Below are 15,600 nucleotides of genomic sequence, written 5' to 3'. Positions count from 1 at the left end.
GGTTACGTGGACGGAGGGGACGCGCAGCGATGACGGGAGGCGCACGGATGCCCAGGAAGACCTCGAGCTCCAAGGCCGGCCTGCTCCTGAGCCTGGGAGGCAGCGCGATCGCCGTCGTACGGACCCTCAAGCAGATGCGCCGGACACGCGGCACCCGGGACGGGCTGACCACCGCGGACACCGTGGCGGGGCTTCTGCCTCTGATCACGTCGGCCCTGCTCGTCCTGCGCCGGCTGCGCGGACGCTCCGCGCGGCGCTCACGCGCGGCGGGCGGTCAGTAGAGGCGGCTGCGCGAGACGAGCACCGCGATGTCGTCCTCAGCCGTGTCGGCATACCGGTCCACGATCTCGTCGAGCAGGTCCTGCAGCCTTCCGCTCGGCGGCATCGTGAGCTGCGCGAGCCTCGCGATCGACACGTCGATGTCCTCGTCACGGCGCTCCACCAGTCCGTCGGTGTACATGAACAGGACCGTCCCCGGTCCGCACGGCATCACCGTCGTCCGGTAGCCGCCGAAGCCCGTGCCCAGGGGTGGCCCCACCGGCAGTCGCGCCACCCGCGCCCCGGTGGCCCCGGGGTCGAGGAACACCGGCGGCGGATGACCCGCGCTGGCCACCTCGCAGACACCCCGCCGCCGGTCGACGACCGCGACCAGGCACGTCGCGGCACGGTCGAGGCCGGACTGTTCGACCGCCCTGTCGAGCCGCTCCAGAACGCGGTGCGGCGGCTGGTCGTCATCGGCCATGATGCGCAGCATCGAGCGGTAGTTGCTCATGGCCACGGCCGCCTCCACCCCGTGGCCCATCACGTCGCCCATCACCTTCATGTGCCGTCCCCCCTTGAGAGGGATGGCGTCGAACCAGTCACCGCCCACCACCGCGCCCTCGCCCGCGGGGAGGTACAGGGAGGCGATCTCGATGCCCGGGTCGGGCACCCGCGGCTCGGACAGCAGGGACCGCTGGAGTTCCCGGGCGACGTGGTGTTCGTGCGCGTAGCGGTTGGCATGGTCCACATCGATCGCGGCGCGGCCCGCGAGGGTCCGGGCGACGACGACGTCCAGCCCCTCGGTGAAGGGCGGCGAGCCCCCGGCCCGCAGCAGGCTGAGCGCTCCCAGCGGGCGCCCTCGGGCGGTGAGCGGTACGACCACCGCCGAGTGCAGACCGATGGAGCGGTAGGCGGCGACCCGCTCGGGGGTGGGAGCCGCGCGGCCGATCTGCTCGTCGCCCCACAGGTTCTCGATCACCGGGGCGTCGACGGCCAGGCAGCGGGGCACGGACGCGTCCTCCTGGTAGTCGATGTCCGTTCCCGGCCCGCCGAACCGGGCGATCTCGTCGGCGAGCTCCGGGACGGCGGCCATACCGGCCCGCCTCAGCCGCAGCGCTCCGGGCGGCGGCTCGCGGCGGTCGTGCCCGTAGTCCTCGCGGATCATCTCCACGACGGCGACGTCGGCCATCACGGGCACCACGAAGTCCGCGAGCTCCTGGCAGGTGGTCTCCAGGTCGAGCGTCGTCCCCACGCTGACGGCGGCGTTGTCCAGGAGTGTCAGATAGCTCCTCGCCCTCAGCAGTTCCGCCCGCTCGTCATGGGTGGCCGTGACCTCCTGGACGATCACGACCAGTCCCAGTGGCCGCTCGCCCGCTTCCAGGCGGTGGCAGGCACCGCGCCAGAACCGCCGCGTCATGACGGAATCCGCCCAGGTCTGCCCGGTGGTCGTGATCTCGCGGGGCCGGCCGTCGGCCAGCACCTGGCGCATGATGTCGAGCCTGATGTCGACCTCGGGCAGCACCTCTGCGACGGTCCGGCCCAGGTGCGCGGCGGCCGGAAGACCGTTGAGCCGTTCCAGTGCCGTGTTCACGTACAGATAGCGCAGCTCCGTGTCGAAGACCGCGATCCCGGCCGGGCTGCTGCCGATCAGCCCGGCGAGCACCGCCACGTCGACGGGTACCGGGTCGTCGTGCTCTTCGGCCTGCAACGGAGCCTCCAGAGGGTGCGTGCCCCGCGGGGGTGCGGCGCGGCCGGTCCTCACGGGCCACCGGGCACCCGGAACCTCATCGTCCGCCGCCCCGCCCCGCCCCGCATCTCCGTGCGCCCGGCCTTCCGGCGCCGAGACCGTCCAGTGACAGCGTCCCCTCGGAGGCCGCCGCCCCCCGCGGCAGTCCGAACGCCGCCTCGACCCGTCCCGGAACCGGAGCCAGCCCCAGCAGTCCCGTCACCAGCAGCCCTGCCAGGTGGTGCCAGGCCGGCGCCCGGCGGATCATCGCGTGGTCGCTGCCCGGAATCGTCACCAGACAGGTGCGGGCACCCGCACGGCGCGCCCTGGCCGTCAGCGACTGTGACGCCAGAGGGCTGGTCACCCGGTCCTCGGTGCTGTGCAGCAGAACGACGTCGCGGCCCGCCAGCTGGGTCACCGGATCACCGGGCGGGCACCACGGGGCGAGGCCCACCACCGATCGGACCAGCGGGTGCCCGGCCGCGTGGAGGGCGGCGCGGGCGCCCATGGAGTGGCCGAGGAGGACCACCGGGATCTCGCCCGCCTCGCGCAGCAGGCCGTCCAGCACCCGCAGGGCGTCGTGCAGCGGGTCCTTGCGGGTTCCGTTCCAGCCCCGGTGCGTGTACCGGACCCGCTGTACCCGTACCTCGGAGTCGCCGCGCACCGCACGGGACACCACGCGCGAGACCGGCAGCATCCGCAGACCGGGCAGGTTCAGGACGCCGGGCGCCGGCGCCGCCAGGCCCGTCTCGTAGCCGCCGTGCAGGATGAGCACCGCTGCCGAGGGCGGTCTTTCGGCCACACGTACCTCCGGGTCGAGGGGTGCGGGGCCGGTGCCCGCGCACTCACCCCATGTTCGGTGCCGGAGGGCGTCCGGATGGGCCGGACGTGTCGATGCGTGGGAAGTGCCGTTCACTGTACGAGGCACAGACCCTTCCCGCACGCGACCCAAGGAGCCTCCGACATGGCGTCAGGACCCCAGATCGGCCGTCCCGCACCGGACTTCACCCTTCCCGGCGGCACTCTCACCGACGACACCTTCGAGCGGCGCGACCACACGCTCTCGGCCGCGCGGGGCCGGGCCGTCGTGCTCGCCTTCTACCCGGGGGACAACACGGCCGTGTGCACCAAGCAGCTCTGCTCCTACTCCTCGGGATTCGAGACCTTCGAGGGCCTCGACGCCGAGGTCTGGGGAATCAGCCCACAGGATGTGGACAGCCACGAGTCCTTCGCCCGCGGCTTCGGCCTGCGCATGCCCCTGCTCGCCGACGAGGGCCGGGAGACCGCCCGGGCCTACGGGGTCGCCGCACCCGGCATCGGCGTACGCCGTTCCGTCTTCCTGATCGGCCCGGACGGTGTGCTGCGGTGGAAGCACGTCGCCCTGCTCGGCGCCACCTTCCAGTCCCTCGACACGCTCGCCCAGCAGCTTTCCGGCATCCGAACTCCGTGAAGACTGCCGGACTCCGGCAGTGCCCCCGGGCGGTCCGCCGTGGGACCATTCAGGCAGTTCGACGGAAACCTGTCGGGGGACAGCACACACCGGGGGAGTGATCACGTGACCGTTCTTCTGGGTCTCGGCATTGCGGGGATCGTGCTTCTCACCCTTTCCCTGGTCTTCGACGGCATCCTCGAAGGGCTCCTCGGCGACGCACTCGGCGGGCTGCTGAACGGCTTCTTCGACGGCCTGCTCTCGCTGCCCGTCATCGCCGGCTTCCTGTCCATGCTCGGCTTCGGGGGTGCGATCGTCCTCGGCACCACCGGGGCCGGCCTCCCCGTGGCACTCGCGGCCGGCACCCTGGCCGGCTTCGTCGCGGCCTGGCTGACCTGGAAGTTCAGCCAGGCCCTGATGCGCGATCAGACCACGGCCACACCGCGCGGCGACGACCTCGTCGGCACCTCGGGGTCCGTCGTCACCCCGATCCCGGCCGACGGTTACGGCGAGGTGCTCCTGCGCCTCGCCGGCCAGACCGTGAAGTTCTCCGCGAAGAGCGCCGTTCCGGTCGAACGCGGCGCCGAGATCTGGGTGGAGGCCACGCTTTCGACCACCTCGGTCACGGTCCGCCCCGTCGAGCGCTGACCACACCGAGCCCTACGCCTGTCCGAAACCCGTACAACCGAACACACTGCCGTCCCGTCGGGAGGGCAGGGGGGACACCTCTCATGAGTCCAGTAGTGATCGCCGTCATCGGCATTGTCGTACTTCTCGTGCTCCTGGCCCTCGCCGTGGTCACCCGGTACAAGGTCGCGGGCCCCAGCCAGGCCTTCATCATCACGGGGCGCCGCGGCAAGAAGTCCACCGATCCGGTGACCGGCCGTACCAGCATCGACAACAGCGGCCAGAAGGTCGTCGTGGGTGGCGGCGTCTTCGTCGTGCCCTTCGTCCAGCAGAAGTTCACCCTGGACCTCTCCAGCCGCCACATTCCCGTCGCCGTACGCGGCGCCGTCACACTGCGCGGGGTGAAGTCCAACCTCGAAGGCGTCGCGATCGTCAAGGTCGGCGGCAGCGAGGACGCGATCCGCGCGGCGGCCCAGCGCTTCCTCCAGCAGCAGAACGGCATCGTCGGCTTCACCCAGGAAGTGCTCTCCGGAGCGCTCCGCGCCATCGTCGGCCGCATGTCCGTCGAGGACATCATCCGCGACCGCGCCGCGTTCGCCGGGCAGGTCGCCGAAGAGGCGGAGGCCAGCCTCTCCGGCCAGGGCCTGATCCTGGACGCCTTCCAGATCCAGGACATCACCACCGAGGGCTCCTACCTCGAGGACCTGGGCCGGCCCGAGGCCGCCCGCGCCAAGCAGGAGGCCGACATCGCCGAGGCGATCGCCCGGCGCGCCTCCGAGCAGGCCCGGCTGAAGGCGGCCGAGGAGATCGCCATCGCCGAACGGACGTTCTACCTCAAGCAGGCCGAGATCAAGGCCGAGACCGAGGCCGCCGCGGCCAAGGCGAACGCCGCGGGCCCGCTCGCCGAGGCGGCCCGCCAGCAGGAAGTCCTCACCGAGCAGGAGAAGGTCGCCGAGCGCCAGGCCGCCCTGACCGACCGCGAGCTCGACACCAAGGTCCGCAAGCCCGCCGACGCCGCCCGCTACCGCGCGGAGCAGGAGGCCGAGGCCCGCCGTATCGCCCAGGTCAAGGAGGCGGAGGCCGACGCGGAGCGTTCCCGGCTGACCGGTCAGGGCGAGAAGCTCCACCGCTCGGCCCTCGCCGACGCCGTACGCATCGAGGGCGAGTCCGAGGCCGCCGCCATCGCCGCGAAGGGGTCCGCCGAGGCCGAGGCCATGCAGAAGAAGGCCGACGCCTTCGCGCAGTACGGCGACGCGGCCGTCCTCCAGATGCTGGTGGAGGTGCTCCCGCAGGTCGTCGCCAAGGCGTCCGAGCCGCTGAGCGCCATCGACAAGATGACGGTCATCTCCACGGACGGCGCCAGCCAGCTGTCCCGCACGGTGACCGACAACGTGGCCCAGGGCCTGGAGCTCCTCAGCTCCACCACCGGCGTCGACCTGGGCTCGCTGCTCCGGAATCTGCAGGGCAAGGCGGGCGGCTCCACACCGGTGGTCCCCGCCCCCGCTCCCGCGGCCGACGGCGAGAAGATCGAGATCAAGGACTGACCGCCGGCCCGTCCTCACGTGCCCGGCCGGTGTTCCCTGACCGGCCGGGCACGCGCATGTCCGATGCCGCCGCCCGGACGGCGGCGCGGGGCGTCGGCCTCGACGGGGTGGGCGCACACGGGCGGGAGGAAGTGCCCGACGGGCCCGGAAGGGCGGAGGTGCGGGCGCCTCGCGGCGCTCGCACCGTTCAGGCGCCGACCCGGGAGGAAGGGAGCCCGGACGGTGAGTTGCGCAGTTCCTCGTTGATGCGCTGGGCCTCTTCGAGCTGGTCCTCGAGGATGACGATGCGGCAGGCGGCGCCGACGGCGACGCCCTGGTCGACGAGCTCGCGGGCACGTGCGGCGATCTTCAGCTGGTAGCGGGAGTACCGGCGGTGTCCGCCCTCCGAGCGCAGCGGAGTGATCAGGCGCTCCTCGCCGAGTGCGCGCAGGAACGCGGGCGTGGTGCCGAGCATCGCTGCGGCGCGGCCCATGGTGTAGGCAGGGAAATCGTCGTCGTCCAGACGCCGGAAGGAATCGTCTGCGGGCATTTAACCTCTCTCGAAACGCACTGGAGGGGCCTTGGTGCCGTACGGCACCAAGGCCCCGAAGGAAACTGCTACACCATCTGCCGGCCGATCACCGCGCCGGCCTTCTGTGTCCGCACGGCCGCCCTCGAAGGGGTCGGGGATGCGGGGATCGCATATGCGTGACCGGAGACCACCTGCCTGTCGATGTCCTGCGGTACCCGGCTCGGATTCCTCCGCCCGGGCGATCCTGATGGTGGTCAACTCCTCCGTTCTTCCCTCTGTGTCACTTGCTTGCCTGTACTGCTGATGGCGGCCCCTGATCACTGCGGGCCACCCGGTCCGGTCGCCAGTCCCGTCACCGTCCTTCGACCACTGGCTTCGGAACTCCACCACCGCACCGTCCTGCGAACTGCGCGTGACCGACCGGCAGTTCTTCCCTGCCGGACCTTCTCTGCTCTGGCCACGAGGAAGACGTTAATCCTGAAGAGCGCGGATGTCTACTCCCACCACGACAGATTTTCTGTGCGTCGGGAGAGCGCTGTTCTGCTGCGCCAATCGTTCGAAATCTCCACCGGATCGCGTGCCGGAGTAGTAAAGGCCGCTCGAGTGGGCAGGTGAACCGTCCAGGCGAAAGCGGATCAACCAAGCAAGGTGGGGTGCAAGCCCATGAGCGACACGATGATCCCCAGTACCTCGACGGCACCCGCGCGGACCGTGGTGCGGGGCGCCAGCACAGACAGCATCCACTGGGCCCGCAAAGCGGCCCGCACGTTCACCGACCGCCTCTCCCCGGCGCCGGACCCGGACCTGGCCGACACCCTCGTGCTCGTGGTCTCCGAACTCGCCACCAACGCGCTGCGCCACGGCGGAGGCCGGTTCATCCTCCGCCTGTCCGCCGGACCCGGCACCGTGACCGCCGCGGTCAGCGACCCCAGTCCGGCACGCCCGCGCGGGCGGACCCCCGACCTGGACGGCGCCACGGGTGGCTTCGGGTGGCACATGGTCAACCGCCTCACCCAGGCCCTGACCATCACCCCCGGTCCCGGCGCCGGGAAAACGGTCTGCGCCCAGTTCGCCCGGTAGCCCGGCCTCACGAGGCGGCGCTGCTCCTGTCACGGTCCGTTCCGGCCGCCCGTGACAGGAGCAGCGCCGCTTCCGCGTCTCCTCACGTGGAAGCCCCCTTGCGCATTTTCGCGGCCGGATAAGGTAATGGGCGACTAAAGAGATGATCAAAAGCGTCGCACCGCCGTCGCGTGCTCCTCGGAGGAAGCCATGGGAACCCACCGCACATCGCTGCCAGGAGTCGGCGTGCAGTACGACTACACCACCGAATCGGGGCAGCACATCTCCGTTGTCGTGCACCACGACGGGCGGCGGTTCCTGGGGTTCTACGAGAAGGACGACCCAGATTCGTGCGTGCTCTCCGTACCCCTGACCACCACCGAGGCCACGGGGCTCGCGCATCTCATCGACGCGGCGCCGATCGACGCCGTGCGGACCGAGGGCATCGACCTGGTCACCGAGCACATTCCGCTCGGGGCCCGTTCCCCCTACGGCGGCCGGCTGCTCGGGGACACCCGGGCGCGGACGCGGACGGGGGCCTCGATCGTGGCCGTGCTGCGTACGCACAGCGCGCACCCGTCGCCCGGTCCGGACTTCCGGCTGGCCATCGGGGACACGCTCGTCGTTGTAGGAACGCGTGAGGGCGTCGACACGCTCTCCGAGATCATTGCGGAGGGCTGACCGTGCACGACACGACTGCACTGCTGGTGGAGCTGGGCTCCGTCATTCTGGGGCTCGGCATCATCGGCAGGTTCGCCGGGCGGATAGGCCTCTCGCCGATCCCCCTGTACCTGCTGGCAGGTCTCGCGTTCGGGGAGGGCGGTCTGCTGCCGCTCGGCGCCAGTGAGGAGTTCACCGCCATCGGGGCGGAGATCGGCGTCATCCTCCTGCTGCTTCTGCTCGGGCTGGAGTACAGCGCGTCCGAGCTCGTCACCAGTCTCAAGACGCAGTACCCGTCGGGGGCCGTCGACTTCGTACTCAACGCGACACCCGGCGCCGCCGCCGGCCTGATGCTCGGGTGGGGGCCCGTGGGAGCCGTCGCGCTCGCGGGGGTCACCTGGATCTCGTCGTCGGGCGTGATCGCCAAGGTGATGACCGACATGGGCCGGCTCGGTAACCGCGAGACGCCCGTCATCCTCGGTGTCCTCGTCATCGAGGACCTGGCCATGGCCGTCTACCTGCCGCTGCTCACCGCGATGCTCGCCGGTGTCGGTCTGGCCGGCGGCAGCATCGCCCTGCTGATCGCGCTCGGCACCGTCGGTTTCGTGCTGTACCTGGCCCTGCGCCACGGCCGGCTCATCAGCCGCGCGGTGTCCTCCGACAACCCGGAGATGCTGCTGCTCGTCGTCCTCGGACTCACCGTCCTGGTGGCCGGGGTGGCCCAGCAGCTGCAGGTCTCGGCGGCCGTAGGCGCGTTCCTCGTGGGCATCGCCCTGTCCGGCGAGGTCGCGGAGGGCGCGCGCAAGCTGCTGACGCCGCTGCGGGACCTGTTCGCCGCCGTGTTCTTCGTGTTCTTCGGGCTGTCCACCGACCCGGCGGAGATCCCGCCCGTGCTGCTCCCGGCGGCACTGCTGGCGGTCGTCACGGTCTTCACGAAGATCGGCACCGGCTGGTACGCCTCCCGGCGGGCCGGGATCGGGCCGCGGGGCCGCTGGCGGGCGGGCGGAACACTGGTCGCGCGCGGCGAGTTCTCCATCGTCATCGCGGGTCTCGCGGTGGCGACCGAACCGCGCATCGGGCCCATCGCGACGGCGTACGTGCTGATCCTGGTGATCGTCGGTCCGCTCACCGCCCGGTGGACGGAGCCGGTCGCCTCGAAGCTGCAGGCGCTGCTCGCGGGCAAGCGGAAGAAGCCGGCCGTCGCGGCCGATCAGCCGATGCCGTCGCACGACGACCTCACTCCGGAGCATGCCGGGCGCGACTCCCGCGACTCCGGCTGACGGGCCGTCGCCGGCGGGTCAGAGCGGGGTGGCCGCGTGGAGGATGCCGACGAGCGTCACCGTCGCGTTGAGCGACGAGAGCGCCGAGGCCGCCGTCCCCACCGTCGCGGTCACCGCCGCCAGGGCCAGATGTGCGGAGGCCGGGGGCCAGAGCCCGGCCGAGGGTTCGGGGTCGAGCAGCGCGGCCACCCGGCGCGGCACCGGGCCCGCGGCCGCGAAGGCGGGGAGCACGGCGGGACCCGGCGGGCGGTGCGAGAACAACGCCGCCTTGCCGACCGCCGTGGCCACGGCCCGTCGGCTGCCGACCTCGTACGCCGCTTCCTCGTCGGCCCAGCGTTCGGTGCTGTACGCCACCGCCGTGCGCAGGGGCAGAAGGAACGGGTTGGCGCGCGCCGCCAGTTGCGTCACCAGGAGATAGCGGTGGTGGTGGCCGGCCAGGTGCGCACGTTCATGGGCGACGAGCGCGCGGCGCTCGCGGGCGTCCAGGCAGTCCATCATCGCGGTGGACACGACGACCCGGCCGTCGCGCCCGCGCCGCCCCGGCAGGGCGTACGCGTACGGGTCGGGGGACGGGACCAGCGTGAGGCCGTCCGCCGCACCGTCGCCCGGGGACGGGGGCAGGGCGCGGGCTGCGAGGGCACGGGTCCTGGTGTGCCTCAGCAGAGTGCCGCCCCAGGCCACCAGCACCGCTCCCAGGACGCCGATCGCGATCAGGCCCGCCTTCTCCTCGTACGGAACCGCGGCGCGCACCTCGGGGTCCGACCAGCCGTCGGGCAGCGGATTTCCGGGGAGCTGGGCGGTGCCCACCACCATGAGCAGGGCCAGGCACAGCGTGCTGCACAGGGCCAGCGTCGAGCCCACGGCGGCCAGCAGCCGGGTGGCGCTCCTGGGGTGCAGGTGCTGTTCGGCGAGGCGGGCCATGGGCAGTGCCGTCAGCGGCAGGACGAGTGGCAGGTAGACGAAGACGCCCATCGTGGTGGCTCTCAGCCTTCCTGAGCGGTGGCGTCGTCGGGGCGGCCGGCGTCGCCGGGACGCCCGGAAGCGTCGTCCGGGCCGTCGGCCGCGCGGGAGAGCAGTGCGCGCAGCCGGGCCTCGTCGCCCGGGGTCAGCGCGGAGACGAAGCGGGCCAGGACCGCCTCCCTGTCGTCCTCACCGTCCAGGACACGGCGCATCCGCAGGGCGGCGAGGCCCGCCTCGTCGGAGGCCGGGGTCCACGCGTAGGAACGGCCCTGCCGGGTGCGGGTCACGGCCTTCTTCGCGTAGAGGCGGGAGAGGATCGTGATGACCGTGGTGTAGGCCAGGCCGCCGTCGAGGTGCTCCTGCACCCAGCCGGCCGTCGCGGGTCCGCCGGCCGAGCGCAGCACGGCCAGGACCTGGGACTCCAGCTGTCCCTGTCCACGCCTGGGCAGCCGCCGGCCGTCCCGGGTCCCGCCGTCGTCCGTACCTGTGGGCCTGTTCATCCGCCGCATCCTACTGAGTGGCCGCGTCACGGGCCCGTCGGCCGCCGTGCTGCCCACGGCCGCCCACGGTTCTTCTACACAACTGTAGAGTTCGACTGGTTCCCGCACCACAGGCAACGCAACGTATGGAGACGTCATGGCCCTTTGGGATCGGATCAAGGAATCCGCGTCGACGATGCAGACGCAGCTGGAGGCGAAGAAGAACGACCTGAAGAGCGGGGCGTTCCGGGACGCGAGCATGGCCATGTGCGCCCTGGTCTCCGCAGCGGACGGCACCATCGACCCGTCCGAGCGGCAGCGCGTCGCCTCGCTGATCGCCACCAACGACGTGCTGCAGAACTTCCCCGCGGACGATCTTCAGCGCCGCTTCAACGACTACGTGAACAAGCTCACCGCGGACTTCGCCTTCGGCAAGGTCAGCGTCCTCCAGGAGATCGCCAAGGCGAAGAAGAAGCCCTCCGAGGCGCGTGCGGTCATCCAGATCGGCATCGTGATCGGTGGCGCGGACGGCGACTTCGACAAGTCGGAGCAGGCCGTCGTGCGCGAGGCGTGCTTCGCGCTCGACCTGCCGCCGCACGAGTTCGACCTGTAGAAGACGTCCGCGACGTCCCGCCCGCCCCGCGACGCCCGCCGGGCGTACGGCGGGACTTCGCCGTACGGCCCTCCTCGGCGGGCCTCCGCGCGCGGTCGGCCGGTGTCAGAGCTCCTTCGCCGGCCAGTCCATCAGCCGGGCGCCGATCACCGCTGTCTGCAGCGCGTAGCGGTGCGCCGGATCGGACGGGTCGGAGCCGGTCAGCTGGTGTATCCGCTCGAGCCGGTACGTCAGCGCGCGCACGCTCAACGACAGCCGGCGGGCCGTCTCGGCGGCGACACATCCCGCGTCGAAGTACACGGACAGTGTCTGCAGGAGGGGCTCCGCGCCGCCCCTCGCCTCCCTGAGCGGGCCAAGCTCGCTGCGCACCAGATCGGCCATCGCCTGCCGGTCCCTGGTCAGCACGGGATAGACCAGCAGGTCGGCGGCGTACAGCACCGGATCGTCGAGCTTCATGCGCTCGGCGAGATCGAGGGCTTCGAGCGCCTCGTCGTACGAGTGGACCACTCCGCCGGGACCGCGGTGCGGGCGGCCGACCGCGACCTGGTGCCCGTCCGTCGCGGCGTGGGCCTGCTTGGCGAAGTACCGCAGAACGTCCGGCTGACTGCCGGGGGCTATGCAGACGAGCCGCCCGTCCTTCGTCGTGAGCAGGATCTTCCGGCCGCTGAAACGCGCGAGCAGCGCCGCCTCCACACTGCGGGGCACGGTGTCGGACTCGGTGTACGCCTCGGGGCCCGCCGCCACCGCCACGGCATGGGCACGGGAGAGCCGCAGCCCGAACCGGGTGGCGCGCTCCGCGAGCCTGCCCAGGTCACTGCGCCCGTACAACAGGTCGTCGATGAACTCCCGCCGCGCCGCCTCCTCCCGCCGCACGGTGAGGCGCTGGGCCCGCTCGAAGCCCTCCGCGAAGGCGTCGACCGCCTGCTCCACGGCGCCCAGCACGGCGTCGCCGGCCGACGCGTCCCGCGCGGTGCGCGGCCAGGCGGTACGCGTCTCCGAGAGATGGCGCCGCACCAGGGCCCGCAGCTGATGTCCGGCCTCCGCGGCCTCACGGCCGAGGGTGCGCCGCGTCTCCAGCTCGTCCCTGGTGAGCCGTCGGCCGGTCTCCGCGACCTCGGACAGGATGCGGGTATAGCCCCCCAGGAACCTCTCGGGGATCTCGGGCTCCGCCACCGCACACTCCTCCACGTCCGAATCGACTGTCACCTCACCAACGCACGAGGACCTGTGCCGGTGCCCGGCAGGCGGGACCGGCGAAGCCTGCCGGATTCCGGCAATGCACCCGAGCGGCCCCGGCTGGCACGATCTACCCAGCAACACACGGGGGAAGCACGGGGGATCACGGGGGATCACGGGGGAAGGAACCGGCTGCTGCGGACCGTTCGCGGTGTCGCAGCACCGGCGCCCCGCCCAGCCGCCGCCCGGGCTCCCGAAGCGCAGGGCGTCAGGTGGGACGGGGGCAGGGCCGGATGAGCGCATTCCTCTCCGCTGCGGTCACGTTCCCCGCTGTCATCCTCGCCGCGGCCCTGGTGGTCGTCGTCTGCTTCTGGCTGCTGGTGCTCACCGGAGCGGCCGGACACGACTCGTTCGACTCCGACCTGGACACCGAAGCCGTCGGCTTCGGCGGGGTGCCCGTCTCCGTTTCGGTGTCGCTGTTCGTCGTCGTCTCCTGGTTCGCCTGTCTGACCGGCTCCGTCCTGGTGCTCCGGAGCGGAGCCACCGGCACCCTGCGGGCCGTTCTCCACCTCACCGTCCTGGCGGGGGCGTTCCTGATCGCCTGGGGGGTGATCCGCATGCTCGTACGCCGGTTCCGCAGGTACTTCCCCGCAGAACCTCCTCCATCGCGGGAGGACTTCGTGGGTCAGGTCTGCACGATCCGTACGGGATCCGTCGGTGCCGACTTCGGGCAGGCCGAGGTCGCGGCCGTCGACGGATCGACCGCGATCGTGCAGGTACGGCAGCCGCTGAGGCAGTCCGCTCCGGGTGACGTGTTCACCTACGGCAGTACGGGGCTCCTCTACGCCTACGACGCGGACGGCGAGTTCTTCTGGGTCTCGCCCTACGACGCGGCGCTCGCTCCGCGCCCGCTGCCGCGCAAGGCCGTCTGACCCGCCTTCCCACCCCCGGGCCCCGGGCCCGTGGTTCCGCGCGCCGTCACACGGGCGCGCCCTCGTCTTCGTACGTCCAACCAGCCGGCAAGGACTGTCATGGAAACAATCTCCTGGGGCATCGGCGTGCTCGTCGCCGTCGTCCTGCTCATCACCATCGCCCTGGTCTTCGTCATCACCCGCCTCTTCCGCAAGGTCGAGCAGGGGAAGGCGCTGATCATCTCGAAGACCAAGAAGGTCGATGTCACCTTCACGGGCGCGGTGGTCCTGCCCGTGCTGCACAAGGCCGAGACCATGGACATCTCGGTGAAGACCATCGAGATCCGCCGTACCGGGCGCGAGGGCCTGATCTGCCAGGACAACATCCGCGCCGACATCCACATCACGTTCTTCGTCCGGGTCAACAAGACCGTCGAGGACGTCATCAAGGTCGCGCAGGCCATCGGCACCGAGCGTGCGAGCGACAAGGTCGCCATCCAGGAGTTCTTCGCCGCGAAGTTCTCCGAGGCGCTCAAGACCGTCGGGAAGCAGCTCGACTTCGTCGACCTGTACACCAAGCGTGAGGAGTTCCGGGACCGGATCATCCGGGTCATCGGGACCGACCTGAACGGCTACCACCTCGACGACGCCGCGATCGACTTCCTCGAGCAGACGCCGATGGCGCAGCTCGACGGCGCGAACATCCTGGACGCGCAGGGCATCCGGAAGATCACCGAACTGACGTCGATCGAGCACGTGCGGACCAACGAGTTCCAGCGCACGGAGCAGAAGGAGATCACCCGCCAGGACGTCGACGCCCGCGAGACCATCCTGGAGCTGGAGCGGCGTCAGGCCGAGGCGGAGATCAAGCAGCGCCGCGAGGTGGAGACGCTGCGGGCCAGGGAGGAGTCGGCCACCGCCCGGGTGCAGGAGGAGGAGCGGCTCGGTTCGCAGGGCGCGTTCATCCGTACCGAGGAGCAGCTCGGCATCCAGCGCGAGAACCAGGCGCGCGAGGTCGCCGTCGCGCAGAAGAACCGCGAGCGGGTCATCGCGGTGGAGAACGAGCGCATCGAGAAGGACCGGCTCCTGGAGGTCATCGGGCGCGAGCGCGAGACCGAGCTGAACCGGATCGCCGCGACGAAGGAGGTCGAGGCCGAGCGCCGTGAGGTGGCGGACGTGATCCGGGAGCGGATCGCGGTGGACCGTACGGTCGCCGAGCAGGAGGAGTCCATCCTGACCCTGCGCGCCGTCGAGGAGTCGGAGCGCACCCGCAGGTCCGTGATCATCGCGGCGGAGGCGGAGGCCCAGGAGAAGCTGGTCAAGGACATCAAGGCGGCGGAGGCCGCGGAAGCCGCGGCGGTCCACCTGGCGGCCGAGCAGCTGACGCTCGCGGACGCCAGGCTGAAGACCGCCGACCTCGACGCGCAGGCGAAGCTGCGGCTCGCGGAAGGCGTGCAGGCGGAGAGCGCCGCGGCCGGACTGGCCGACGTCCAGGTCCGGGAGGCCGAGGCCGAGGTCACCGAGAAGGCCGGCCTCGCCGAGGCGCAGGCGACCGAGGCCCGTCTCAAGGCCGAGGCGGAAGGAACACGGGTCAAGGCACTGGCGGTCGCGGAGGGTACGCGGGCCCAGGCGACGGCCGACGCGGCGGTGATCGGCGAGAAGCTGAAGGCCGAGGCGGAGGGGCTCACGCAGAAGGCGGCGGCGATGGCCGCGCTGGACGAGGCATCGCGCGGGCACGAGGAGTACCGGCTGCGGCTGGACGCGGAGAAGGAGATCCGGCTCGCGGAGTTCGACGTCCAGCGGCAGGTCGCGGAGGCCCAGGCGAAGGTGCTGGCGACGGGACTGGAGAACGCGGACATCGACATCGTCGGAGGCGACTCCGTCTTCTTCGACCGGCTGGTGTCGTCGGTCTCCCTGGGCCGGAGCGTGGACGGGTTCGTCGAGAACTCGAAGACCGCGCAGGCGCTGGCAGGGCCGTGGCTCGACGGGCGGGGGTCGTTCACGGACGACCTGACGCGGGTGCTGGGTTCCGTTTCCACGGGGGACGTGCAGAACCTGACGGTGTCGGCGCTCCTGATGCAGCTGATGCGGTCGTCGGGGGCGGCCTCGGGGCAGGTCGAGCAGCTGCTCGCCGCGGCGGAGGAGCTGGGGCTGGCGGGGATGACGGTCACCTCCCCGGCGGGAACGCCCCCGGCGAACACGACGGCGGCGCCCTCGGCGAACGGGCCGGGAGCGCTCCCGGCGAACACGACGGCCTCGCGTAACGGGAGCGCCGCCGTCTGAGGTGCCTGTGCCCGTCCGGTGGGTGAGGAGGTCCTCGGCCCACCGGACGGTGGCACCGGACCGGTCTGCCTGCGGCCACCG

General features: G+C 71.6%; 16 protein-coding genes. 10 read left to right on the top strand and 6 right to left on the bottom strand.

Annotation, left to right across the window (positions count from 1 at the left end; all coding sequences use genetic code 11):
• Positions 1–47: 47 nt before the first annotated feature.
• A complete protein-coding gene (locus ABZ441_RS24295) occupies positions 48–281 on the top strand; it encodes a hypothetical protein (RefSeq protein ID WP_358977779.1) in 234 nt (77 codons plus the stop codon).
• Here the strand turns inward: ABZ441_RS24295 and ABZ441_RS24290 are convergent.
• A complete protein-coding gene (locus ABZ441_RS24290) occupies positions 275–1,969 on the bottom strand; it encodes a SpoIIE family protein phosphatase (protein WP_358977777.1) in 1,695 nt (564 codons plus the stop codon). The two genes, ABZ441_RS24295 and ABZ441_RS24290, sit on opposite strands and share 7 nt — an antisense overlap.
• A 76-nt stretch (positions 1,970–2,045) precedes the next feature.
• Positions 2,046–2,789, bottom strand: coding sequence for an alpha/beta hydrolase (locus ABZ441_RS24285; RefSeq protein WP_358977775.1), 744 nt, complete (start codon positions 2,787–2,789; stop codon positions 2,046–2,048).
• A 162-nt stretch (positions 2,790–2,951) separates the two neighbouring features.
• Here ABZ441_RS24285 and ABZ441_RS24280 point away from each other — a divergent pair, with 162 nt between their 5' ends.
• The 3 genes from ABZ441_RS24280 (at position 2,952) to ABZ441_RS24270 (ending at position 5,587) form a co-directional block, all read left to right on the top strand.
• The gene (locus ABZ441_RS24280; RefSeq protein ID WP_358977773.1) at positions 2,952–3,437 is read left to right on the top strand and encodes a peroxiredoxin; all 486 of its coding nucleotides are present in this window, start codon (positions 2,952–2,954) and stop codon (positions 3,435–3,437) included.
• 105 nt (positions 3,438–3,542) lie between these two features.
• Positions 3,543–4,064 (top strand): hypothetical protein, encoded by a 522-nt coding sequence (locus ABZ441_RS24275; RefSeq protein WP_358977771.1) that lies wholly within the window; start codon positions 3,543–3,545, stop codon positions 4,062–4,064.
• Between the two features lie 83 nt (positions 4,065–4,147).
• Positions 4,148–5,587: an SPFH domain-containing protein gene (locus ABZ441_RS24270; protein ID WP_358977769.1), complete on the top strand. Its 1,440-nt coding sequence runs from the start codon at positions 4,148–4,150 to the stop codon at positions 5,585–5,587.
• A 187-nt stretch (positions 5,588–5,774) separates the two neighbouring features.
• On the opposite strand, the gene ABZ441_RS24265 is transcribed toward ABZ441_RS24270, so the two are convergent.
• Positions 5,775–6,116, bottom strand: a complete 342-nt coding sequence (locus tag ABZ441_RS24265; protein ID WP_358977767.1) for a MerR family transcriptional regulator — start codon at positions 6,114–6,116, stop codon at positions 5,775–5,777.
• A 645-nt stretch (positions 6,117–6,761) separates the two neighbouring features.
• On the opposite strand from ABZ441_RS24265, the gene ABZ441_RS24260 reads away from it, so the two are divergent.
• The 3 genes from ABZ441_RS24260 to ABZ441_RS24250 all read left to right on the top strand — a co-directional run bounded on the left by ABZ441_RS24260 (position 6,762) and on the right by ABZ441_RS24250 (position 9,097).
• Positions 6,762–7,178, top strand: coding sequence for an ATP-binding protein (locus ABZ441_RS24260; RefSeq protein WP_358977765.1), 417 nt, complete (start codon positions 6,762–6,764; stop codon positions 7,176–7,178).
• Between the two features lie 189 nt (positions 7,179–7,367).
• A complete protein-coding gene (locus tag ABZ441_RS24255) occupies positions 7,368–7,838 on the top strand; it encodes a TrkA C-terminal domain-containing protein (protein WP_031090600.1) in 471 nt (156 codons plus the stop codon).
• Positions 7,839–7,840: 2 nt separating this feature from the next.
• Positions 7,841–9,097 carry a cation:proton antiporter gene (locus tag ABZ441_RS24250; protein ID WP_205019031.1) on the top strand — a complete coding sequence of 419 codons (1,257 nt, stop codon included), beginning with the start codon at positions 7,841–7,843 and terminating at the stop codon, positions 9,095–9,097.
• An 18-nt stretch (positions 9,098–9,115) separates the two neighbouring features.
• Here ABZ441_RS24250 and ABZ441_RS24245 read toward each other — a convergent pair whose 3' ends face one another.
• Positions 9,116–10,069: a M56 family metallopeptidase gene (locus tag ABZ441_RS24245; RefSeq protein ID WP_358977762.1), complete on the bottom strand. Its 954-nt coding sequence runs from the start codon at positions 10,067–10,069 to the stop codon at positions 9,116–9,118.
• A gap of 11 nt (positions 10,070–10,080) precedes the next feature.
• Positions 10,081–10,557, bottom strand: a complete 477-nt coding sequence (locus ABZ441_RS24240; protein WP_358977760.1) for a BlaI/MecI/CopY family transcriptional regulator — start codon at positions 10,555–10,557, stop codon at positions 10,081–10,083.
• Positions 10,558–10,693: 136 nt separating this feature from the next.
• On the opposite strand from ABZ441_RS24240, the gene ABZ441_RS24235 reads away from it, so the two are divergent.
• Positions 10,694–11,149 carry a TerB family tellurite resistance protein gene (locus ABZ441_RS24235; protein ID WP_031090594.1) on the top strand — a complete coding sequence of 152 codons (456 nt, stop codon included), beginning with the start codon at positions 10,694–10,696 and terminating at the stop codon, positions 11,147–11,149.
• Positions 11,150–11,254: 105 nt separating this feature from the next.
• Here the strand turns inward: ABZ441_RS24235 and ABZ441_RS24230 are convergent, their stop codons facing one another.
• Positions 11,255–12,322: a helix-turn-helix domain-containing protein gene (locus tag ABZ441_RS24230; RefSeq protein WP_358977757.1), complete on the bottom strand. Its 1,068-nt coding sequence runs from the start codon at positions 12,320–12,322 to the stop codon at positions 11,255–11,257.
• 296 nt (positions 12,323–12,618) lie between these two features.
• Between ABZ441_RS24230 and ABZ441_RS24225 the strand changes: the two genes are divergently transcribed.
• Positions 12,619–13,257 carry a hypothetical protein gene (locus ABZ441_RS24225; RefSeq protein ID WP_358977755.1) on the top strand — a complete coding sequence of 213 codons (639 nt, stop codon included), beginning with the start codon at positions 12,619–12,621 and terminating at the stop codon, positions 13,255–13,257.
• A gap of 99 nt (positions 13,258–13,356) precedes the next feature.
• Positions 13,357–15,519, top strand: coding sequence for a flotillin family protein (locus ABZ441_RS24220; RefSeq protein ID WP_358977753.1), 2,163 nt, complete (start codon positions 13,357–13,359; stop codon positions 15,517–15,519).
• Positions 15,520–15,600: the final 81 nt, after the last annotated feature.

The organism is Streptomyces sp. NPDC005752 (assembly GCF_040630715.1).
In the GTDB taxonomy this organism is placed as follows: Bacteria; Actinomycetota; Actinomycetes; order Streptomycetales; family Streptomycetaceae; genus Streptomyces.
This window is presented reverse-complemented; position numbering and strand designations above follow the sequence as displayed.

Coding starts and splice junctions, on each gene's coding strand:
- ABZ441_RS24295 (WP_358977779.1), top strand. CDS start 48: ATGCCCAGGAAGACCTCGAGCTCCAAGGCCGGCCTGCTCCTGAGCCTG.
- ABZ441_RS24280 (WP_358977773.1), top strand. CDS start 2,952: ATGGCGTCAGGACCCCAGATCGGCCGTCCCGCACCGGACTTCACCCTT.
- ABZ441_RS24270 (WP_358977769.1), top strand. CDS start 4,148: ATGAGTCCAGTAGTGATCGCCGTCATCGGCATTGTCGTACTTCTCGTG.
- ABZ441_RS24265 (WP_358977767.1), bottom strand. CDS start 6,116: ATGCCCGCAGACGATTCCTTCCGGCGTCTGGACGACGACGATTTCCCT.
- ABZ441_RS24260 (WP_358977765.1), top strand. CDS start 6,762: ATGAGCGACACGATGATCCCCAGTACCTCGACGGCACCCGCGCGGACC.
- ABZ441_RS24255 (WP_031090600.1), top strand. CDS start 7,368: ATGGGAACCCACCGCACATCGCTGCCAGGAGTCGGCGTGCAGTACGAC.
- ABZ441_RS24245 (WP_358977762.1), bottom strand. CDS start 10,069: ATGGGCGTCTTCGTCTACCTGCCACTCGTCCTGCCGCTGACGGCACTG.
- ABZ441_RS24240 (WP_358977760.1), bottom strand. CDS start 10,557: ATGAACAGGCCCACAGGTACGGACGACGGCGGGACCCGGGACGGCCGG.
- ABZ441_RS24235 (WP_031090594.1), top strand. CDS start 10,694: ATGGCCCTTTGGGATCGGATCAAGGAATCCGCGTCGACGATGCAGACG.
- ABZ441_RS24225 (WP_358977755.1), top strand. CDS start 12,619: ATGAGCGCATTCCTCTCCGCTGCGGTCACGTTCCCCGCTGTCATCCTC.
- ABZ441_RS24220 (WP_358977753.1), top strand. CDS start 13,357: ATGGAAACAATCTCCTGGGGCATCGGCGTGCTCGTCGCCGTCGTCCTG.